23 protein-coding genes are annotated in these 19,452 nt (G+C 58.8%); 10 read left to right on the plus strand and 13 right to left on the minus strand.

Annotated elements, in window-relative coordinates; translation table 11 throughout:
• Nucleotides 1-6 precede the first annotated feature (6 nt).
• From J2D77_RS13815 to J2D77_RS13825, 3 genes are all read right to left on the minus strand, one after another.
• Complete coding sequence (locus J2D77_RS13815) at nt 7-633, minus strand: hypothetical protein (RefSeq protein ID WP_207846915.1); 627 nt, start codon at nt 631-633, stop codon at nt 7-9.
• A complete protein-coding gene (locus tag J2D77_RS13820) occupies nt 621-1,400 on the minus strand; it encodes a hypothetical protein (protein WP_207846916.1) in 780 nt (259 codons plus the stop codon). Before J2D77_RS13820 ends, J2D77_RS13815 begins: the two co-directional genes overlap by 13 nt.
• Before the next feature lie 95 nt (nt 1,401-1,495).
• Nucleotides 1,496-2,353: a hypothetical protein gene (locus tag J2D77_RS13825; RefSeq protein WP_207846917.1), complete on the minus strand. Its 858-nt coding sequence runs from the start codon at nt 2,351-2,353 to the stop codon at nt 1,496-1,498.
• Between the two features lie 356 nt (nt 2,354-2,709).
• Between J2D77_RS13825 and J2D77_RS13830 the strand changes: the two genes are divergently transcribed.
• From J2D77_RS13830 to J2D77_RS13860, 7 genes are all read left to right on the plus strand, one after another.
• Complete coding sequence (locus tag J2D77_RS13830; protein ID WP_230975822.1) at nt 2,710-2,952, plus strand: BrnA antitoxin family protein; 243 nt, start codon at nt 2,710-2,712, stop codon at nt 2,950-2,952.
• Between the two features lie 77 nt (nt 2,953-3,029).
• On the plus strand, nt 3,030-3,248 hold the full coding sequence (locus J2D77_RS13835) for an AbrB/MazE/SpoVT family DNA-binding domain-containing protein (RefSeq protein ID WP_207846919.1): 219 nt from the start codon (nt 3,030-3,032) through the stop codon (nt 3,246-3,248).
• Nucleotides 3,217-3,600: a type II toxin-antitoxin system PemK/MazF family toxin gene (locus J2D77_RS13840; RefSeq protein ID WP_331000170.1), complete on the plus strand. Its 384-nt coding sequence runs from the start codon at nt 3,217-3,219 to the stop codon at nt 3,598-3,600. The genes J2D77_RS13835 and J2D77_RS13840 overlap by 32 nt, the downstream gene beginning before the upstream one ends.
• Before the next feature lie 96 nt (nt 3,601-3,696).
• On the plus strand, nt 3,697-3,948 hold the full coding sequence (locus tag J2D77_RS13845) for a hypothetical protein (protein WP_207846920.1): 252 nt from the start codon (nt 3,697-3,699) through the stop codon (nt 3,946-3,948).
• Nucleotides 3,945-7,127 carry a MobF family relaxase gene (mobF, locus tag J2D77_RS13850; protein ID WP_207846921.1) on the plus strand — a complete coding sequence of 1,061 codons (3,183 nt, stop codon included), beginning with the start codon at nt 3,945-3,947 and terminating at the stop codon, nt 7,125-7,127. Before J2D77_RS13845 ends, mobF begins: the two co-directional genes overlap by 4 nt.
• A 2-nt stretch (nt 7,128-7,129) precedes the next feature.
• Complete coding sequence (locus J2D77_RS13855; protein WP_207846922.1) at nt 7,130-7,444, plus strand: hypothetical protein; 315 nt, start codon at nt 7,130-7,132, stop codon at nt 7,442-7,444.
• Nucleotides 7,445-8,027: 583 nt separating this feature from the next.
• Nucleotides 8,028-8,510 (plus strand): Hsp20 family protein, encoded by a 483-nt coding sequence (locus tag J2D77_RS13860; protein ID WP_141262426.1) that lies wholly within the window; start codon nt 8,028-8,030, stop codon nt 8,508-8,510.
• A 465-nt stretch (nt 8,511-8,975) separates the two neighbouring features.
• Here the strand turns inward: J2D77_RS13860 and J2D77_RS13865 are convergent, their stop codons facing one another.
• From J2D77_RS13865 to J2D77_RS13895, 8 genes are all read right to left on the minus strand, one after another.
• Entirely contained in the window at nt 8,976-9,533 is a 558-nt protein-coding gene (locus J2D77_RS13865) for a phosphate-starvation-inducible PsiE family protein (RefSeq protein WP_141262428.1), read from the minus strand.
• A 67-nt stretch (nt 9,534-9,600) separates the two neighbouring features.
• Nucleotides 9,601-9,978: a hypothetical protein gene (locus J2D77_RS13870; RefSeq protein ID WP_141262429.1), complete on the minus strand. Its 378-nt coding sequence runs from the start codon at nt 9,976-9,978 to the stop codon at nt 9,601-9,603.
• On the minus strand, nt 9,975-10,325 hold the full coding sequence (locus tag J2D77_RS17345) for a hypothetical protein (RefSeq protein ID WP_227001087.1): 351 nt from the start codon (nt 10,323-10,325) through the stop codon (nt 9,975-9,977). Before J2D77_RS17345 ends, J2D77_RS13870 begins: the two co-directional genes overlap by 4 nt.
• Before the next feature lie 358 nt (nt 10,326-10,683).
• The gene (locus tag J2D77_RS13880) at nt 10,684-10,953 is read right to left on the minus strand and encodes a hypothetical protein (RefSeq protein ID WP_141262431.1); all 270 of its coding nucleotides are present in this window, start codon (nt 10,951-10,953) and stop codon (nt 10,684-10,686) included.
• Nucleotides 10,954-11,349: 396 nt separating this feature from the next.
• Nucleotides 11,350-11,922 carry a hypothetical protein gene (locus J2D77_RS13885; protein ID WP_141262432.1) on the minus strand — a complete coding sequence of 191 codons (573 nt, stop codon included), beginning with the start codon at nt 11,920-11,922 and terminating at the stop codon, nt 11,350-11,352.
• A gap of 186 nt (nt 11,923-12,108) precedes the next feature.
• Entirely contained in the window at nt 12,109-12,402 is a 294-nt protein-coding gene (locus J2D77_RS17545) for an NAD-dependent epimerase/dehydratase family protein (protein ID WP_331000171.1), read from the minus strand.
• A gap of 688 nt (nt 12,403-13,090) precedes the next feature.
• Entirely contained in the window at nt 13,091-14,509 is a 1,419-nt protein-coding gene (locus J2D77_RS13890; RefSeq protein ID WP_141262433.1) for a DHA2 family efflux MFS transporter permease subunit, read from the minus strand.
• A 48-nt stretch (nt 14,510-14,557) separates the two neighbouring features.
• The gene (locus tag J2D77_RS13895) at nt 14,558-15,124 is read right to left on the minus strand and encodes a hydrolase (protein WP_141262434.1); all 567 of its coding nucleotides are present in this window, start codon (nt 15,122-15,124) and stop codon (nt 14,558-14,560) included.
• Between the two features lie 108 nt (nt 15,125-15,232).
• Between J2D77_RS13895 and J2D77_RS13900 the strand changes: the two genes are divergently transcribed.
• Entirely contained in the window at nt 15,233-15,889 is a 657-nt protein-coding gene (locus J2D77_RS13900) for a TetR/AcrR family transcriptional regulator (protein WP_141262435.1), read from the plus strand.
• Nucleotides 15,890-16,188: 299 nt separating this feature from the next.
• Nucleotides 16,189-16,989: a hypothetical protein gene (locus tag J2D77_RS13905; protein ID WP_058988286.1), complete on the plus strand. Its 801-nt coding sequence runs from the start codon at nt 16,189-16,191 to the stop codon at nt 16,987-16,989.
• 410 nt (nt 16,990-17,399) lie between these two features.
• Here the strand turns inward: J2D77_RS13905 and J2D77_RS13910 are convergent, their stop codons facing one another.
• Nucleotides 17,400-17,762 carry a winged helix-turn-helix transcriptional regulator gene (locus J2D77_RS13910; RefSeq protein ID WP_007284623.1) on the minus strand — a complete coding sequence of 121 codons (363 nt, stop codon included), beginning with the start codon at nt 17,760-17,762 and terminating at the stop codon, nt 17,400-17,402.
• A 115-nt stretch (nt 17,763-17,877) separates the two neighbouring features.
• Here J2D77_RS13910 and J2D77_RS13915 point away from each other — a divergent pair, with 115 nt between their 5' ends.
• A complete protein-coding gene (locus J2D77_RS13915) occupies nt 17,878-18,744 on the plus strand; it encodes an NAD(P)H-binding protein (RefSeq protein WP_061470493.1) in 867 nt (288 codons plus the stop codon).
• 289 nt (nt 18,745-19,033) lie between these two features.
• On the opposite strand, the gene J2D77_RS13920 is transcribed toward J2D77_RS13915, so the two are convergent.
• Entirely contained in the window at nt 19,034-19,450 is a 417-nt protein-coding gene (locus J2D77_RS13920; protein WP_227001091.1) for a winged helix-turn-helix transcriptional regulator, read from the minus strand.
• Nucleotides 19,451-19,452 lie beyond the last annotated feature (2 nt).

A 19,452-nucleotide genomic window follows, 5' to 3' on the forward strand; every position in this document is an offset into this window, starting at 1 on the left:
CTCTGGTCAGGGGGTGCCGGGATCGGTCAGCGGTGTCAGCTCGCACCAGTCCTGTCCCTTGTGGACATCGCGGTGGCCATGCGTCAGGCAGTACCGCCCCCGCTGGGTTTCGGGCCATGTCACGAACAGGGCCAGCCCGGCTCCCGACACCAGAAGTGTCGCGGCCGCGACAAAGACCAGCGCATAGGCCCGCCAGCGCATCTCGCGGTAGAACAGCCCTTCCGTCAGCGGAATGCGCTGGCGCAGCTTGTCGAACACCGCGTCCTTCAGCCCCGAGACGACCGACGCGACAAGTCGGTCGATCGTCTCCTGCTGGCGCTGCGCGAGTTGCTGCTGCTCGACCTTGATCCGGCCTTCCACATACAGGTTCATGCCCTGGATGCGCTCGTATCCGGTGGCCAGTTCATCGCGCAGGCGCGTCAGGTCCGAGCACGCCATTTTTTCTGCGTGCTCGATCCGCGTAATGGCCTGCCCGACCATCTCGCGGCTCAGCGCGACCTGTTCGCCCAGCAGGGCGAACAGGATGCCAAGTGGACTGTCCACCGCAATACCGGCGTCGTGCAGGGCCAGAAGGAGCCGCTCGCGCGCCTCCCCCGGCCCCGTCGCCGAAACGGCTCCGGTCAGGGCAGCCATTCCGTGACCCCTTCAACTTCCATTTCCGTGGAGAAGTCCGTCAGCCACTTCCTGGCCATGTGCGCCCAGAGGGGGTTGAGAGGGCGCCCGTCACGGCCGGGTTTTCCATCGACCGCATCGAAGACTGTAAGCCCGACTTCTTCGATGTGCTTCATGCAGGTCAGGGCAGGCATGTCCACCGGGACAACTTTTGCCTGAAGCATCGCTTTGAAGCGGGGATCGTTGCGCAGCCATTTGAATGGATCGACAGTCCGGCTTGCATTGCGCTGAAGGCCTGCATTCAGGAAAAGAACGCTGTCGCCCCCCTTGAAAGCGTCAGTTTCCCATATGCGATAGACATGTTCGAAATCGTCACGCTCCGGGCCCGTGAAATAGGCGTAGGTTGGCACGAGGTCGCACGAGGCGAGGAAATGTCCCAGATCGGATTCCGATGCGAGTTCTTCGCTGATCCGGTCTCCCCCGCCCATGTCGATCACGATGGAGGATTGCGTTTCCAGAGCCCTGGCAAGCGTGTCGGCCAGCCACGTCTTGCAGGTCTCAAGCGTCGCGTCCTTCGGTCGTGCGACGCCGTGTGCGCCTTCGGGCGGGAACATCCGCGAAAGCATCGGGTTGTTGATGTCGCCATCCGCCACCAGGACGCCATGGCCGAGACCGATAGCCCGACGCGCAATCGCGCCGCAGCCAAGGCTGCCGCCGCTGCGGCCGCGCCCGATCCGCCACAGGGCGCGCTTCTTCGTCGGAGAGGGCATGGAGGGTGAAGCTGTCATAAGGTCGATATCTCCTGAAACAGCGAGCGACATGCCCGCGTTCAGAAAGTATCGCCCAGCAGTTTGTGACCGCGTTTTAGAGCAGCACCAATGTCCTAAAGTCTGAGATTGCGGATGCGGGCACGTGCTACGCGGTAGGCAGATTTTTCGTCCTCAGTCATCGTTAGTGTCGTCTTGTGGCGAGACAGTAGCAGACGACCGATGTCGCGGAGCCAGTCATCCTCAAGTCTGTAATGTCTCTTGCTTGGATAACCCGGCAGGTCGTCACCATATTCCCACGCGTTCCCTGTAAACGGGTTTATGTCGCCTTGACGCACCGGCGGCAGCGACGGGTCGAAAGGCGTGTAGGCCGCAAGCGACACGCCATCGATCTTGGGCAGGTCCAGTGTCACCAGTTCAACCCCGCTTTCCGATAGGACCGGTTCGATCTGGCGCGCGGGAACCTCGCTTGCAATGGGTGTCGCACGGGCCTGGCGCATCGCTGCGGCGCGCTGCGCTTCAGCCTCCAGCCGTGCTTTTTCCGAACGCTGCCAGGCTGCGGCCCGCTCGGCTGACGCCATGCGCTCCATGACCGCCTGGCGCTCCCGCTCCTTGCCCTGCTGCCTTTCCACCGCTTCCTGCCTGGCTGTCGCCAGCAGCGCTTCACGCTCGGCCTCGCGCTGAAGCGCTTCGGCCTCACGAGAGGCCGCGCGTGCGTGTCGTCGCTCAAGCCATTTGCCGACACGATACCATGTCAGTTGGGCGCAGCGGATTGTCGGCGTCTGGCCTTTACCGTTGAGTAGCCCTGCTGAGGCGAACCAGTCGCAAAGTGCTCGCCAGTCGATCCGGCGGCCGTCCTGGTGCGCCAGCAATGCCTCGCGATGCTGCTCCATCCACGCACGCAGGGCTTTGCCATTAGCAGCGCCATCAAGCGCCGCCAATGCCCCTTCGATCCCGATGCTTGCTGCCGACATTTTTGCCGTTCCTCGTGCTCTCGCGGCTTCTATGGCCTTGTCTGAGCCCATTAACATGCCATCGTGGATACATCAATATCATGTCATGTTTGCATACTGACTCCATCATGAGTACTTCACTCATACGTCAGCTCAAGAGTTTTTCCATATACAAATGCACCCTTTCGGGTGCCCCCTATTCGGGGACTCTCCAACCGGAAAGAAGGTAAGGGGCGTCTGCGCCCCAGAAGGTCTGGTCTCGAGAGCGTCAGCAGGCGTCTGACGGCCGGGGAATCAGGTCGCAGTGGTTGCGTTCTGCGGCACGGCGATATGAATATCGGTTAGACGCTTGCGGTCCCGTGAGAGGAGAGAGTGCGATGGCAGGGCCTGTATCCATTCGTCTCGATGAGCATCTTCGTCGCGATCTTGAGGAAGAGGCGACAGCACGTGGTGTGCCTCTTGCCTCCCTGATCCGGGATATTCTTGCCACTGCGGTGCGCGACGCCCGGCGCCAGCGTATTCGTGAAAGCAGTGCGAGGGTGGCCGCTTACATTGCGACGTCTGCGCCCGCGCGGGCCATGTTGACTGAGACGGGCGGGCCACATAGCGACCAGGCCTGAACAAACGATGGCCGGGCAGGCGAGCATCGTGATCGATTACCCTTGCGTTCAGTAAGGATAATCCTTACCTTCGGATCATGATTACAAGCAGACTCACAAGCAAGTCTCAGACTACCATCCCGCAGTCGGTGCGGCTGGCCCTTGGGCTCCAGCCGGGCGATGCGGTCGCTTACGTGATCGAGCAGGGGCGTGTGGTTCTTACCCGGGCCACGACCGAGCCCGAGCAGGATGATCCGTTCGCGTCCTTTGGCGAATGGAACAGCCGTGAAGACGCGGAAGCTTATGCCGGGCTTTGAGGTCTGGGACATCATCAAGGTGCCATTTCCGTATACTAACCGGCCCGTGCGACAGCAGCGGCCGGCGCTGGTCGTGCGGGTTGTCGTGGCGGACGGGGCTCCGGATCTTCTGTGGGTCCTGATGGTCACGTCGTCCGCACACAGGCAGTGGCCCCAGGATGTCGTCATCACGGATTTTGCGGCTGCGGGGTTGCCTGCGCCGTCCATGGTGCGGACGGCGAAAATTGCCACGATCGATGCGTCCGATGCCCAGGCGATCGGTAAACTGCCAACGGGCAATCGTGTCGCGGTTAAGGCTGTGCTTGCCGAAGCTCTGAGCGCCCTGCCGAATGAGGCTGCAGCCGACCTGTAAACGAACGACGCGCGGTCACAATCTGATCCGTCATGCTGGCCTCTCATGCCATGGCTTTGAGAGGTATTCATGCAACGCGAAACGACAGAGCCAGATGTGGCTCAGGCTGTCTTCAGGTCTCTGACACAGATCTCCGTGGGGCAGGCCGAGACCCACGAGCTTCTGAAAACCATTCTCTCAGTGCTTCAACCTGATGACGCGGGTGAGAACCAGATCGCGCTGGTAATTCAGGAGCTTGTGGAGACCATCACCCAGCAGACGGCGGCCGTTCAGGCGCAGACCGTTGAGCTTCGTGGGCTGAAGGACACCGTCGAGCGGATCGCGGCAGGTGGGGCATCCGCGCCATGATCACCTATCGCAAGCTTTCGGCTGACGGGGCCGGGAAACTGATTGTCGCGTACCTTCGCGAACATCAGTTGGCGCCGGAGACGGATGTCCGGACGGATCGCGACGTGAATCGTGACGTTGAGACCGGTGACAGGCTTAACAGCTATTACACAGGGCGGGATGGCCGTGGATGCTGGGGGCCGAATATTGATTCCAGAATAGCGGATGCTCTTGGCATTGATATCAGTCGGCCGCCATCTGACCTGGACCTTGCAAGGCTGTTTGAGTGCAAGCGGGCGTCCGACGGTGAGAAATGGGAAGGTAATCACGCGAACCGCACAATCTCTGCGGTTGATTTCACGGCCTCCCCTGACAAGTCGGTGACGCTTGCCGCCGAATTTGCTGCGACGAAAGCCGAACAGGCGTTGATCTGGCATGCGATCCAGCGCGCCAATGACAGGGCGATGTCTCTGATCGCCAACGAGATCGGGGTCGCAAGGCGAGGGAAAGGTGGACTGGTCTCGATCGAGAAGGGAGAGGTGGCCTGGGTCTCATTTCGCCATTACACGGCGCGTCCTGCCATGCACATCCAGGATGGTGCCGGGGGTGCTACGGCGTCCGTGGAAATTCCGGTTCCCGGTGATCCGCAGGCCCATATCCATAATCCGGTCTTCAACGCGGTCGCAACGGAAAGCGGCCATCTTGGCTCCCTCGACACGGCCCGTATCACGAAGACGACCTCCCATCTGTTCGGCGCCTATTTTCAGGCGGAGCTGGGCCAGCTTCTTCGGGAACTGGGGGTTCAGGTTCGTCCCGACGAGCGAGGCAAGGCAATCGTCATCGACGCCATTCCGCGCGAGGTGTGTGAGGCGTTTTCGAAGCGGAGCAAGCAGGCCGAACAGCAGGCGAAAGCCTTTGTCAAACGCCAGGGCGGTGACTGGAATACGATGTCGGCCGACCAGAAGTTCAAGGTGCTCCACCAGGCCAATCTGGCATACCGCTCGAAGAAATACGATGGCACCAATGACCGCGAGATATGGCGGGAACAGGCGGCCGAAATGGGCTGGAGCCACAAGACCGTCCTGACGGACGAAAAGGCTGCCACACTCACGGATGCCGAGCGATATGAGAAGGCCTACGAGATCGCGGCAAAGCTGCTGGCCGAGGAGTTTCATACCTCAGCGGTTCTCGATCGTGACGCATTCCGCCTCCACGCGGCTCATGGCCTGATCGCTACGGGGCTCAAGGGGCCGGGCGATGTAGAGACTGTCGCCACGATGATTTCGGAGCGGGGCATCGATATCGAAGGCAAGCGGGTCGCCTTTATCGAGCAGGAGCAGGACGGCCGGGTGCGGATCACGACGACCGCGCAGTTGGCCATCGAGAAGGAACTGGGGAGGCTGGCCGGTGCTGCGGCCCGGAACCAGGAAGGGGCACTCACACCAGAGGATATCGCAAAGGCCATTGCGGCCTCGTCTCTCGATTTCGAACGCGAGCCCGATCACGGGCGCACACAGCTCGCTGCGATCTACGCCCTGGGGCAGGCGGGCCAGTTGGGGTTTCTGACCGGTGTTGCTGGCGCAGGCAAGACAGCACTGCTGTCCCCGCTTGTGGCGGCCTGGAAGGAGGATGGAAGGCAGGTGCTGGGCACCGCCCTTGCCTGGCGGCAGGCGGACGCGCTCAAGGATGCCGGGATCGAGCGGACCATCGCTCTCTCGCCGCTGCTGAGGGAGATCGAAGCCGGGCGGCTGAAGATCGAGCGGAACGCGGTGCTCGTCATTGACGAGGCCAGCCAGATCGCCCCGCGCCAGATTTTGCAGATTCTTCGCCTGCAGGAGCAAATGGGCTTTGTCGTGCGTATTCTTGCGGACCGTGAACAGGCGCAGGCCATCGAGGCGGGTGACAGTGTGGAGATCCTGAACCGCGTGATGCCCCAGGAGGCGCGTCCCGAGATCCTGACCACCATTCGCCAGAAGACTGCGCGTGATCGCGAGATTGCGGGGATGTTCCGCAGTCCCGGGCGTGATCTGAGGCTGAGCGAGATAGAGCAGCGCGACAAGGATACAGGACGGGCAAGGGCCGCGATCGACATGAAGCGTCGGGACGGGACGTTCACGCTGGTAGGTGGCGACCACGCGCAGGTCGTGGCGGATACGGCGGACTTCTATCTGCGTCGGCGTGACATGCTGACTGTAGCGGGCGCGAAGCGGGGCATTACCATGTCTGCCCCGACCAATGAGGACGTGATGGCGCTGAGTGCGGCGGTCAGGGATCGGCTCCGTGTGCGTGGTGAGATTGGCAAGGAGGAGATCGTCCGTGCCGCAATCGATCAGCGCGGCGAAAAGTATGATCTGCCCATGTCGGTTGGCGACCGGGTGCGTCTTTTTGCCAAAACGCGGTGCAGGGTGAAGACGCCCCACGGGGCGCGCTGGCGCGAGCTGGGCTCGAACGGTGATTTTGTGGATGTGCAGGGCTGGGATGACCACGGACTGGTCCTGAAGAACCAGCGGGGTGTCACGGGTATGGTTCCCTGGGAGAGCCTGGCAGATCCGGCAACCGGTCGGGTTCGTCTCGGATTTGGCCATGCCATGACGATTGATGCGGCTCAGGGTATTACCTCGGACGAACATATCAATGCGATGCCACGAGGCACGATGGCGGTGACGGGCTTTACGAGCTATGTGGCTGAAAGTCGGCATGTTCATCGGTGTTGGACCCGGGTTGCGGAAGCGCCCGTCCGTGAAGCGGAGACCTTTTCCCGACCGCTGGGCGACAAGGCCCCTGTGACCTATGAGGACATCCTGAACAGGATTGCGGGCGACATGGGGCGACATCCGTACAAGTCGCTGGCCATTGATCTGACCGGCACCAAACTCGCCTTTGAGAAGAACACGGAGAGGTGGATCCGGCTGAGCCATGAGATCGAGGCCATGCGACAGGAAGGGCGCTCACCAGGCGAGAAGGCCCGCAATCGGATTGCGACGCGCGAATTGCGTGCCATTCCGCAGGAGCAGTGGGACGACATCAGCCGCACCTTGCGTCGCAACGGTTATGAGATGCAAAATCTGGCGCAGGCTACGGCTCGGGCGGCCGCGGCGATCGTAAAGACCCGTCACCAGGAGCCAGAACGGAAAACGCCAGACGTGGCTCCTGCGCCGCGTGAGAGGGCGCAGGATCGTGATAATGGCAGGGGGATGTAGGCATGGTTGAATTGATCGGGGCCGAAATCGTCGACCTCATGATGCCGCTCATCGTGCTTGAGCGACAGGCGGAGCGTCTTGATTCACAGGAAGAGTATGAGGCCTTCCGTGAGCGGCACGCGAGTGAAAACAGCCGCGTCCTGGCTCGCGTGCGCCAGGCCGGGTTTATTCGTGACGATGCTACGCTGCAGGATATGCAGGAAGTTTTCGATGCTGCGATGCGAAACCTGGCTGCAAGAGGGACCGCCTCAGACTGCGCTGTGGGCAAAGCCATTCTGAATGAGGCATGGCTGGGGCTCAGAGGGTGGTCAAGGTGACGTGTTTCGCCTCATCCCGGACATACAAGCCCCCATTCGCCAAGCTCCTAAGCGGACAGTCCGCAATCACCATGAGCTGATGGAGTTTCCTCCCACCCGAGTGCATTCTCCGCTCGGCTGCATAAAAGCAGCCCCTTCTGAGAACGTATCATAGAACAAGACATGTCAGATGGGGTGGAAGGCCTCCTTGCGGCATTGATGTGCCATACCGGCGGTTGATAAACCTTCTGAAGGAGACCGCCCACCCCAACTGACAGCTAGCGGCGCGACCACGACTGGTGGTGGAACGACAATTGGTGGTCCAGCATAAATCCACGGCCAGACCTCCGCCGGAGCGGCACTCAGCATGGTCGCGGCGAATGCCGCGGCTAGCAACTTCCATCCGATGCTATCAGGCATTGTTCTGGTCCACTCTGAACACGCGAACGATTGAGGACGCCCAAACCTGCCTTTCTGCATTTTTGATACCTCTTGACACCATGCACGGAGTTCCCAGATTGAATTTGCCGGCCGCCGAAGGGGTCGGCAGACAGAACTATCAGTTTTGATCTTGTGTCCATGTTGCTCAAAGGAGGATATGGCTATGAGAGCCACCGTTGATTTTGCTCCCCTGTTCCGTTCGAGCGTGGGTTTTGACAGAATGCTCAATGCCCTTGATCTCGCCAGCCGGATTCCGACGGTCGATAACTGGCCGCCTTACGATATCGTCAAGACCGGTGAGGATGATTACCGGATCGACATGGCGGTTGCCGGACTTGCCGAGGCCGACCTTACGATCACACAGGAGCGCAATACTCTTGTCGTGACAGGACGAAAGGCGCCGGAGCCGCGAAGCGCCGCCGAATATCTTCATCGGGGTATTGCGGGCAGAGAATTCGAACGCCGCTTCGATCTGGCCGAGCATATGAAAGTCACCGATGCGCACTTCGAGAACGGACTTCTGTCTATTACTCTGAAACGTGAGATACCCGAAGCGATGAAGCCGCGTCGTATCGCGATTACGTCCTCTACAACACGTGCGGAGGAAGCCGTACCCCAGATCGAGGCGCGGAAAGAGGCAGCCTGATGGCGTGACGAAAACTCTCCCCCGGCCATTCATCCGGCCGGGGAAGAATCTCGAAAGGTCATGAGCATGAAGAGGATGAAAATATCTCTGTCGTGCGCTGCTCTGGGCTTGTCTCTACTGAGCCAGTCGGGCGCACATGCTGGTGATATTGTCCGGACGGCTGCAACATCGTTCAATGCGAGGGCGACTGAGGGCACGTCCACAATCCCCAAAACCGGGGCTCGCACTCATTACGAAGACGGCACGGGTGATATGCTGGTCGACAGCTTGAACGCAAGCCAGTTGGATCAGAACTACAAGGGGCCGGTCTATTATCCCGGACAACCCATTCCGCCGTTCCGGCCCATCGACACAGATCATCTGGCACCGTCAGGGCCAGAGACGCCGGAGAAGACGTCCTCATCGCACGGGACGTAGTGGGGATTGAGTAAAGGCGGCGTTATAGACCGCCTTTACCTCGATTCTTCAGGATGAAGACCGTTCAGGCTCACAGCGGGGCGCAGGATTATCTTCGAGATGCGCCTGTTCCCTGGCATCGCGCGCGACACGCGCATCCTGCTCGCGGACCAGCCAGTAGACGACGCCCAGCGCCAGAACAGCCGCCGAGAGAGCGAACAGTTCCATGGCAGTCACATCATGCATATCCAGCAGGATGAATTTGCGGGCAATCGCCAGGAGGGCGATCAGGACGATGGTCCGTACTCGGATGACGTTCTCATGCTGGGCAAGAACGACCAGCAGGGAGTGTTTGAATTCAAGGGCAATGATAACAGTAAAGATCGCGCCAAAAATCGCCTGGAAGATCGTCTGGTTGATCGGATCGATTCCGACATCGACGACCAGATGCCATACCGCGCCGATCAGATGAATCGTCGCGATGGCGGTGACCAGCATGATGAGCGCAATCAGGGTCAGAATGATCGCCTGTTCAAAACGCTCGTAGAATGTCAGGCCCCTGAACAGCTTGATGAAGTGGGACCAGTCCCTGCTCTGCCAGGAACGTTTCATGGAGAGGTCTTCCATAGCCGTTTTCCCATCTATGAATTGAGTTATAGTTCCTACGTCGTGGCCCTTCCGGCGCACATCCGGTTCAAAGCCGCTGCCAGCGTGGCAGGCGACAGGACAATGTTCTGGCATGGTCTCGCACGCCTTTTGGCAAGGCTAATGTCAGCTGGTTTTCGAGGTCTCCCAACGACATACCCAGGGTCTTAGCCATGTGCATGCGGTCAGCGACAGGCAGGAGTTTTCGGACCACGGCGACGGTCGTCACTTCCGGATAAGACGCGGTTCTCCAGCGAGAAATCCGATCATAAATCCGGTGGTCAGCCGCCCGACGCATGAGGACGTCATATCCCTGGTCTTTTTCCTGGTCACCGAGATAGTCGGCCAGCAGGACCGCCAGTTCTGTGTCGATCTGAACGCTCGAAAGCGACATAATTCTGTTCGGCCTGCCCGCGCGAAGAGTCATGATGCAGTCCTCAGGCCGGCCCGCGTGTCGCGCGATATCAGAGCCGTCGCATCCAGAGGGCTGACGCTCAAGCCCGAAACAGTGGCGGTGACGTCGACATGCACGGACCCGAACAGATGCAGGAGGGCGGCCTGAGGCGTATAGGCGCCCTTGACGGCTGCCGAGGTCCGGCCGTCCATAAGGATTGGGTCGACAAGGACCGGGCACCCGGTCTGCCGGCCCAATATCTCGATGGCGCGGGCCAGTGGCATGGATGGAATGTTCACCGGCTGCTTTTCTGTCTCGCACGACAGCACATCATGCGGCGCATGAGCCGATGCCTGCGAGGCCATTCCGACCAGCAGCATGAGGACGAGACCCACAGCGACGTGTGGTCTCTCCCTCTGCCGAAGGCGCCGAGGTTGTTTGGCCGTCTGTTCCGCTCGCTCCGTCTCTCCGGCGGAATGCGACCAAACTGGCCTCATTGTCCCCAGTGAACGGGGCACGGGGGGATGGTTATTCCAATAGTGCTGAAGCGCCTTCAGGTTGAGAAAATGGATAAAGCTCGACATCTCCCTGTTCTTGCTGCTTTTGATTTCATCTTCAGAGACGCGGGGCCTCCGATGCAAGGCCCCGCTCCACCCTCTCATTCCTGCGGTCGTTCCAGAAAAGACGGCGTTTCCGCTCGGAGAAGGCGTTTCTGATCTACCCGACGCGGTCAGTGCCTTACGCGGCGACCGAAACTGGCGGTGCGGCTCTTGCCCGCACGGGGAGACGGAACGCGAGATCAGAAGCCAGGGGATCACACCCGGCAGGGGCGACCGCGCCCGTCTGGACCAGACGTTCCAGCGTGGCGCGAAGTCTGATCCCCGGTATACCGGTATGGGCCACCAGAGACGTCAGCGTCACGCCACGTCCGTCATGACTGAGGCGACGAAGCATGGAGAGGACACGCGGAGCTAGCGGATCGTCTCCGAAAAGGGGGCGCGTTACCATGATACGCCTCCCTCAAGTCGGTTGCGCCATCTCCGGGCGGCTGTGCGCAAGGAGCGGCGATAGCGGGAATAAAGTCCTTTCAGTGTCGACATCCACATCCTCCGAAAGCAACATGGACTTCAGTTGTCTGGCTCACAGAGCCTATGCCGGACCCTATGGCGTCCGGCGAAAGCAAGATTGGAAGAGATGCTTGCCTCGTCAAGGGGTACGAAATCCAGATTGTTTTTCATGAATAATTTTATTATTTATATTTGTATTTATTTTTTGTGGTTATGTTGCGGACGGAAATTACAGGGGGCTTGTTGATATTCGTTGAACATCATGGCGATGATCGCAGAAAATCAATATATTTTCCTTCTATGATGGTGGCCCGGGGTTTTCCGGCCACCACCTGTCTTATAGAGCGCTTCCAGCGTGTCCGTTCGTCGGGACTTCCGTCAGCGTCTCGACGGCGGGGGTGAGAGCCGTCGAACCAGCCTTTTGATCTCCGAGATTGTCAACTGCTATCGGCGCGGCTAGCGCCGCACAGGCGTTGCTTCCGGTGCGTGACACATGAACGATTGGCGCCGCCTGACCGTCTGATGTGATCGTGATCGTCTGCGTACAGGCGATGGGTCCACCGGTGCTGACCGCCTCGAAACGCTGCCAGGACATGCTCTGTTTCGGGAGATCATGACTAACAGCCGGAACGGCGCGCAGGGCACCGCCCAGCCGCGAGCCCAATGTCCGATCGACCGCCTCCATGAGAGCCATATTGCGTGCCATCATGCGATTAACGGCGTCGAACATGTCGATATCAGGCAATGCCGCTGTCGTCGCGATGCCCTGGACCGGGACCAGGATACCGACCTGATGTCCCCGTGCATCAACGACGCGCAACGTATCCTGAGCCTGCGCAGGCAGGGCAGCCGCGCCGCAGGCCAGTGTAGCAACAAAGACGCCAGCCTGAAACATACGAGAAAAATGCATTTTGGAATCCTCCGTGTCTGTTAAGCAGTGTCGGACGACGGCAGGAATATGGGCTGGGTAAATAGCGCCAGCAAGAGGTGGAGGAAGACTACATTGATCGTCTGATCCGGATATGAGCGTGTATAGGCGTCCACACCAGAGGGATCCGGATCGGTCCACACCGTCTCGTCGCATGCGCAGTCCGGGCTACCGACCCTTCGGCTTGCGGCCGCCACAGACGACGTCATCACCGCGCGCTCCACACCACTCCGGATCGCCGCACGCAGCACCCGTCGCCCTCTTCTCGATGGCCAGCCTATAAAGACGGGCAACGTCGAGCACATGCGCTGCAGGCCAGAAATTGCTCCCATCTCCCACATAGGCGCAGGTCCCATTTGCACGAAAAATCTCGATCAGCGGTGTGATGAGCCCCTGCTTTGCCCTCTCGTGAACCTGGGGAAGCCGCACCACCGAAGCGCGGATAGAGACGATATGCGCGATCGTGCAGTGGCAATGTCAGTAACGTTTTGGTCTGCCACGTCCTTGGCTGATTGAGTTTTCGCATGTGCAGCATGGACGGATCTCAGGTATTACGGCGACCAATTCTCCAATGTGGATGGTCGTTGTCAGGGAGTCCAGCCAGATCAGGATCGATCATCTCACGATCCGCAACCCGGCCTCGTGCAGCAGACTGTCTCGATGACCGATCCCGTTGCTCCAGTAACATCAACGACCCCGCATATTCATGATGTGACCATAACAGATCTGACTGCGATAAATGCCAAGACAGCCGGCGTTGGGTTAGGTTTGCCCGAGGCAGCGATTGAGGGGATGTCCTTGAGACATGTTCGGTTATCGGCCCAGAAAGGCCTTCAGCTTAGTCATGTTAGCGGACGTTCCTTTGGAGGCACGCTCACAGTCCAGACGCCTCCACTTCTTCAGTGTGGATCTGCTGTGCACATGGAGGGATCAGGCCTGTGCTGTCCGGATGAGAGACGCGTTCATGAATGGGTTTTTACTCGACATAATTGACCGTCTGTCGACTCAGAAAAAACAAAGCAGACAGGCGGCAGTCGCCTACATGTCGGACAATCCGAAACACAAACGAATGACCGCAAAGCGGACGATGCAGGCCCATCTTGCCTGGGTGATTTTTATTCTCTCAGGCGAGTATCAATGCCCGCCAGATTCAGTTCGATCCGAACTGGCGTTTCTTTTCCGAAGGCCTGATGAAGCGCGTGGCGAGCAACAGAGTACCATGAAATAACGCGAGCAATCCAAATGTTTCGGCATAAGCCTCTGACACGACATGAGACGGAGCGACTGTCGCAAGCCGCCACCCAAGGAATGTGGCGCACGCTGTAATCAATGTCGGCCCTCCGATCCTTTGCATGATGTTCAGCGCAGTTGTCGCCATCGGAATATCCGCGCGGGCGATCGAAGCGTATCCCGCGCTCATCGCCGGAATGCCGACGGCACCCCCGCCGCCGCCACGCAGCAACAATGCTATGCTCAGCAGGGCAACGTTCAGACCGCTATAGGCAAGCACCACCAAAATCACTGTTCCGACCAACGAGATAAGAGCCCCGCAACCGGTCAGATCGCGCGCGTCAAACCGGTCACTCAGACGCCCAATGAGCGGATAGACGCACATCATCCCCAGACCCAGGGGTGCCATGAACAGGCCCGTCCGCTCGGGCGAGACACCGCAGGAGTGGATCAGCCATATGGGTAGAAGCATCTGACCAGCGAACGATACCCCGTTCGTCAGAAACATGATGATCGCCGACACCGAAAAGGCAGGCGCACGCAGCAGGCGCAGGTCGATCAGCGCGTCATCACCCTTGCGTCGCGCGGATCGGACATACAGGACGAACAGCACGAGGGAGGCGCCTAAGGTCGCCTGTCCATAAGGCCGGGCGACATGATCCATGCCGTAAAGAAACGAGACGAGAGCGGGCGCGAGAAATCCTAGCCCTGTCAGGTCAAGTGGACGGGGGCGCTCGTCATGCCGATCGTCAGGGAGAAACAGAACGGCAAGGGCAAAAGCCGCAAGCCCGACCGGCACATTGAGAAGAAAGATCCATCGCCAGGACGCGATGGAGAGAATGGCGCCCGCGACGACGGGTCCAAGAAGCGGCGCGAGCAGAACAAGTGCCGTCATCGCGCTCGCGACCCTCGGCATCTGTCGGCCCGCCACACGAGCTACCGTCATCTGAGCCATAGGGGCGAGCAGTCCGCCCGCCATGCCTTGCAGCAGACGGAATACGATCAGGGACGGCGCAGACCACGCTAGTGCGCACAGGCCTGATGTCAGCGTGAAGGCACCGAAGCACCATAAATAGACCGCTCGCCCCCCGAGGCGGCTTACGAGCCATCCATTCAGTGGCAACGTCAGGGCGAGCGCCAGCAGATAGCCGCTGACCACCCATTGAATGTGTGAAAACGGAGCGTGCAGGGTCGCGACGAGATCTGGTAGCGACACATTGACGATCGTGGCGTCCAGTTGCGCCATGAAAGATCCGACCGCCGCGACGCTCACGATTTTCCAGGTGCCCGGAGGCAGTTGATCCGGGTCTAAGGCTGGCAACGACGTTCTGGCGTTCATGAATGATCTCGCGGGAAACCGTGAGACGCGCAGACATGAGCCATGCGTTTACGCATCCAGCGCGATCGCGTCGCTCGTCGTCACCCGGCCAAGACGGGGAAAAATCTCTTCGCAGGCAAAGCGCTGCATCTCTTCGGTGAATGTGGACATGACATCCTCGACGAGCACGACGTTATATCCGTGCTCATGCGCCGCTCTGGCGGTAGATTCCACACCCAGATTGGTGGCGATTCCACCGACCACGATGGTCGTGATCCCGCGTCGCCGCAGTTGGAGGTCAAGATCCGTGCCGTAGAAGGCACCCCACTGCCGTTTCGTGATGCGCAGATCGGTTGGTTCGGCAAGCCCGTCGACCAGTTCAATCCAGTCGGGTGCAAAACCGCCTGGCGGCGAAAAGGAGCGATCGACGACCGTATGCACCGCGTCCGCAAAGTCCAGCGCGAACGCGACGTTGACCAGAATGACCGGAGCGCCGGCAGTTCGGAAACGCGCCGTGAGTTCTTTCGATCGCTCAACAATCAAAGCACCCGGTGTCGGAGCCAGGGGAAGCCCCGTAATGCCCTTCTGGAGATCGATCAGGACAAGAGCCGTCTTGGTGGCTTGAAGCGAAATCATGGAGAAACATCCCTGTCGGCGTTAGAACCGCCATCCCGAACCATTGTCCGGAACACGCGGTAACGTTAGTAAGTTGAGTAGACACTCAAGCAGGAGAATTATTTGAGGATGGACTCAAATTCGTCAAGGGGTAAAAGAACGTCTCTTCAGCCGCTGCGTGCGGCTGGGCGTCAGCGCGTTGAGGAATTGCTGGAGGCCGCGTCTGATCTCATGGCGGAACGAGGGTACGAGGCCACGACCATGGCGGAGATCGCCGCGCGCGCCGGGGCGAAGATCGGCTCGCTCTATCGTTTCTTTCCAAACAAGGAGGCGGTCGCGGACGCTTTGGTGCAGCGGCATATCGCCGTTCTGGAAGACGAATACGCGGCACTCGCCAAACGTGCCGCCACGCTGTCGCCCGAAGCATTGGCGGACGTCCTGATCGAGTTGCTTGTCACGCTTTATCCTCGCGTGAAATCCCTGTCCGCGCTGATGGAGGCCCGGACCGACAGGATGGAGATTCGCGAACGTGCACGAGGACATGCGATAGTTGGAATTGCGGCTGCGTTGCGTGTCTGTGCACCAGGGTTGGGTGAGATGCTGGCGAAAGACATTTCTGCGGTCGTTCTGAACACTATGAAAGTGTTGCGCGGTATGCTCTCGAAGGACGCGCCCACGATGCCAGGTGCGCCTGACGAATTGCGGCGGATGCACCGTCTTTATCTCGCGGACCGGCTGGAGCCGTTTCGGCGCACTTTAGACAGTATAACGGAGGCGGAGCCATAATTTCGCGGATTGGTGCAGTATTCGCCCCACGACCTAAGAGCCTTGGCGCTGTCCCGGAGAGCGAGATGTCATGGCAGCTTATGCCTCCATGCCGGCTATACAGCCGTTAAGGTTGTTCGCCTGAAAACGGACTTTATTACAAGGTTGATTTTGGGGAACCAAAATTAATCCTTGTGTCCACAGGAATTACGCGGTCGTGTATGATACAAATACCAAGAAACCCGCATGTGATGCAAAGTCGTGTGTGCAGGCCAACTTTGCGTTACGCAGATATAAATTGAGATAGTAAGATTAAGATAATGAGTGTTCCTTACATTGCAACATCGGAAGAACGTGCTCTGCATCAAGCAATCAGTAATCTTACGTTGAAAATTGCACGTCCTCTAATTCGATATAATGACAAAAAATCCTGGCCAAAACTGCTATCAGGAGGATCGTGTTTTATCTTACGCTTTGATTGCGGGTTAATTGGCGTGACTGCGAATCATGTTGTTGAGGTATTTGAGGCAGATAGAGAAGAAAACGTAAGCAACACATGCCTGCTCAGGACTGTTCGTTTCGATCTTCTGAACAAGATTATTGACCGGAATACAGATCTCGATATTGCAACATTTTCGGTCACCGAAAATGAATTGGCTGAAAGTGAAGCGCAGGCGCTGGATTGTCGTGGCGCGAACTGGCCGCCCCCAAAGCCTCTTGAGAGCGCCCCTATCAGCTTTGGCGGCTTTCCGGAAGAATGTGCAATACCGTCACTGCCAACCAACGCTGTGTTTGCCGGATTTGTATCACTTACCTATGTGCAAGATATAACCCAGCGCGAAATTATTGCGACCTATGACTCGAACCGAGATAGTCGAGTTATAATTGATGAACGCTTACCAGATGTCGGGGCCAATCTTAGTGGTTGCAGCGGTGGTCCGGTAATTGTGCATTATGAACGCAATATGACTCATCACTATTGTCCGGTTGGTATGATAATAGTCGGAGCAAAAGGAGAGGGCACCGGCTTGATGGCAGGATGGGATATGTATCGTTTTCGTCGCATCCATTTTATTCAGCCCGACGGTTCAATCCTCATCCAGCCTAGTAACAGTTTCTGAACCAATCGGATTTTCGCGAAACGTCCGCTTTTTTTGCCCAACTCACCTGACAGCGGACTGTCCGCGTACCCCCCCGATCTGCCTGTCTGCTCAATGAATGGCAGCAGACAGCCTGTAGCCGCCTTCATCCTCGACATACAAGGCGCGATAAAGATTTCCAAAACCGGACATGTGCGCGTGGCAAGTCCGACATACTCGCGTATGCCGTCACCGTTGTTCCCGTCTGCCAGTAATTTCCGCTCATGTGCCTCACGATGCTGCGCATATTGGTAATTATACTGTAGCAAAATGAACCTACATCTCTGGACAAACACCTGAGCGAGCGCATGGTTAAGTGGTTCAACTTGATGGAATGATGCCCCGCATGCGCCGCTGATTGACGGCGCGCTTCATCACACCTCAACGCCAGTTCAGTCCTGCGCGGCACGACGATCAAATGCGGCGCGGGCCTGTTCAAGGGCGGGACGGTTCTCGCGTGCCCAACTTGCCAGGGCTGCCAGAGGTCCTGTCAGGCTTTGCCCCAATGGGGTCAGACAGTACTCAACCTTCGGCGGGACGGTAGCATAGGCTTTGCGAGCCACCAGTCCATCGCGTTCGAGCCCGCGCAGAGTGATGGTCAGCATCCGGTGCGAGATGCCGGGGATGCGGTGCTTCAACGCATTGAAACGATGGGTGCCTTCTGAGAGATGGCCACAGACCATGACCGTCCACTTGTCGCCAATGCGTGCAATCACCTCTGCTAGGCCGCGACATTCAGCTTCTACATTTTCCATTGCTACTCCTTGGGGCGACAGGAACCTGGGTGTTCTTGACGCATGAATTCATGCGTACTTGTTAGCTTATAGGAACAAATTTATCCTAAAGAACCATAAATAACCATGGAATCTGATGATGAAAATAGGTGTGAGCGGTGCCAGCGGCCAGCTCGGTAGCGCAGTTGTTCAGGCGTTGGCGGAAACGGTTGCGGCCGAAAACTTGGTGGCGATTTCGCGCACCCCCAAGACCGATCGAACCTACGCAGGTCGCTTAGGCGACTACGACCAATCCGAGACATTGGTGGCGGCCTATCAGGGCCTAGATCGCCTGTTGTTGATTCCGGGGGCTGATCTGCGGCCGGGGATTCGTTCGCGCCAGATGTTGGCGGCCGTGGATGCCGCTGCACAGGCCGAGGTCGGTCACGTCTTCCTGTTGTCGGCAACCGGGACGCAGCGTGAGGGGGAGTCCGCCGTTGGGGCGGCGTATTGGCACAGTGAGCAGGCGTTGATCAAGAGCGCGATCCCCGCATGGACGATACTGCGTATGAGCTATTTTTCCGAGACGCTGGTCGAAGAGGTGCGGATGTCTTTGACGGCAGGCGGGCTTGCGATGCTTGAGGACAGCCGCGTCAGTTTCGTTTCGCGCGGCGACGTGGCCAAAGCTGCCGCCGCCGCATTGACCAGCGAGGGCCACGAGGGCGCCATATATCAGCTGACAGGCTCTGAAGCCCTGCGTGGTGAAGCGGTCTGCAGACTGGTCGCACAGCAGATCCAGCGGCCCTTTGCCTTGAACGTTATGCCCGCCGAGGTGTTGCGAGCCGGGTTGCTCAAAACGGGTCTGCCTGACGTGGTTGCCGATGCCGTGGTATCGATGAAGGCGCGGCAGGCGCGTGGCGCCTACGACATCGTCAGCGGTGACATCGTGCGTTTGACCGGAGGCACGCCGTGTTCCCTAGCCGAAATTCTGGCGAGTATCGCCGGAGGACTGGGGCAGTCGTAGCACCGCACTTGCTGGGTGCTTTGCTGCGCCATTCGACGGAGGTCCGCGCCACCGGTGCAAGTAGGCTTGGAATTGCGGGTACATGACCACGTTGGAGGCGTAGTTCAGCAAGAGGTCAGGTCCAACTGGATGTCGGCGTTGCCAGGGCACTCGACCAGATGGCTTTCCAGGGCGATGGCGTCCGGGGCGGCTAGCAACTGTGTTTGAGCGGCCTCTCGTCACAATCACCAACGCTATCCTCAAAAGCGGAGTGCCATGGCGCATTAGCTCCGCCGCTTAAACACTGTTGCTAATTCAGACCGTCACGAGGCTCAACGAAAGTGCTATTCCTCTCACTGTCGAACCGATCGCGTGCCGTTCTGAATGCCGCAGCGTTGTCAATAATCCACCGCCAAAGAGGCATCATTCCTACGAGCAGCCCCTTTCCCAACGGAGTGAGAGTATAATCCACCCGTGGCGGGACCTCACCGTAATCATGGCGAATAATAAGACCGTCGCGTTCTAACTGACGAAGAGAACGCGTCAACATACGCTGGGTAACTCCCTCAAGCCGCCGCGCCAGCTCTGCGTGCCGCAGAGTACCAGCAACACCAAGAATATGGACAATACCGAGTGACCATCTGTTGCCGGCATGCGCAAGCACTTCTCGCTTCAACCCGCCATCGTTGTCACTGAGAGCAGCACAGGCTGCCTGCGACTGAGCCATCA

The sequence above is a fragment of the Acetobacter garciniae genome, from assembly GCF_017377735.1.
Classification (GTDB): domain Bacteria; phylum Pseudomonadota; class Alphaproteobacteria; order Acetobacterales; family Acetobacteraceae; genus Acetobacter; species Acetobacter garciniae.

Excerpts from the sequence above, each read along its gene's own strand:
- J2D77_RS13905 (WP_058988286.1), top strand. The coding sequence starts at position 16,189 with ATGAGTGTTCCTTACATTGCAACATCGGAAGAACGTGCTCTGCATCAA.
- J2D77_RS13895 (WP_141262434.1), bottom strand. The coding sequence starts at position 15,124 with ATGATTTCGCTTCAAGCCACCAAGACGGCTCTTGTCCTGATCGATCTC.
- J2D77_RS13915 (WP_061470493.1), top strand. The coding sequence starts at position 17,878 with ATGATGAAAATAGGTGTGAGCGGTGCCAGCGGCCAGCTCGGTAGCGCA.
- J2D77_RS13825 (WP_207846917.1), bottom strand. The coding sequence starts at position 2,353 with ATGTCGGCAGCAAGCATCGGGATCGAAGGGGCATTGGCGGCGCTTGAT.
- J2D77_RS13830 (WP_230975822.1), top strand. The coding sequence starts at position 2,710 with ATGGCAGGGCCTGTATCCATTCGTCTCGATGAGCATCTTCGTCGCGAT.
- J2D77_RS13880 (WP_141262431.1), bottom strand. The coding sequence starts at position 10,953 with ATGGTAACGCGCCCCCTTTTCGGAGACGATCCGCTAGCTCCGCGTGTC.
- J2D77_RS13815 (WP_207846915.1), bottom strand. The coding sequence starts at position 633 with ATGGCTGCCCTGACCGGAGCCGTTTCGGCGACGGGGCCGGGGGAGGCG.
- J2D77_RS13890 (WP_141262433.1), bottom strand. The coding sequence starts at position 14,509 with ATGAACGCCAGAACGTCGTTGCCAGCCTTAGACCCGGATCAACTGCCT.
- J2D77_RS13920 (WP_227001091.1), bottom strand. The coding sequence starts at position 19,450 with ATGGCTCAGTCGCAGGCAGCCTGTGCTGCTCTCAGTGACAACGATGGC.
- J2D77_RS13865 (WP_141262428.1), bottom strand. The coding sequence starts at position 9,533 with ATGGAAGACCTCTCCATGAAACGTTCCTGGCAGAGCAGGGACTGGTCC.
- mobF (WP_207846921.1), top strand. The coding sequence starts at position 3,945 with ATGATCACCTATCGCAAGCTTTCGGCTGACGGGGCCGGGAAACTGATT.
- J2D77_RS13855 (WP_207846922.1), top strand. The coding sequence starts at position 7,130 with ATGGTTGAATTGATCGGGGCCGAAATCGTCGACCTCATGATGCCGCTC.
- J2D77_RS13820 (WP_207846916.1), bottom strand. The coding sequence starts at position 1,400 with ATGACAGCTTCACCCTCCATGCCCTCTCCGACGAAGAAGCGCGCCCTG.
- J2D77_RS13860 (WP_141262426.1), top strand. The coding sequence starts at position 8,028 with ATGAGAGCCACCGTTGATTTTGCTCCCCTGTTCCGTTCGAGCGTGGGT.
- J2D77_RS13910 (WP_007284623.1), bottom strand. The coding sequence starts at position 17,762 with ATGGAAAATGTAGAAGCTGAATGTCGCGGCCTAGCAGAGGTGATTGCA.
- J2D77_RS17345 (WP_227001087.1), bottom strand. The coding sequence starts at position 10,325 with ATGCTGCTGGTCGGAATGGCCTCGCAGGCATCGGCTCATGCGCCGCAT.
- J2D77_RS13885 (WP_141262432.1), bottom strand. The coding sequence starts at position 11,922 with ATGCATTTTTCTCGTATGTTTCAGGCTGGCGTCTTTGTTGCTACACTG.
- J2D77_RS13900 (WP_141262435.1), top strand. The coding sequence starts at position 15,233 with ATGGACTCAAATTCGTCAAGGGGTAAAAGAACGTCTCTTCAGCCGCTG.
- J2D77_RS13835 (WP_207846919.1), top strand. The coding sequence starts at position 3,030 with ATGATTACAAGCAGACTCACAAGCAAGTCTCAGACTACCATCCCGCAG.
- J2D77_RS13870 (WP_141262429.1), bottom strand. The coding sequence starts at position 9,978 with ATGACTCTTCGCGCGGGCAGGCCGAACAGAATTATGTCGCTTTCGAGC.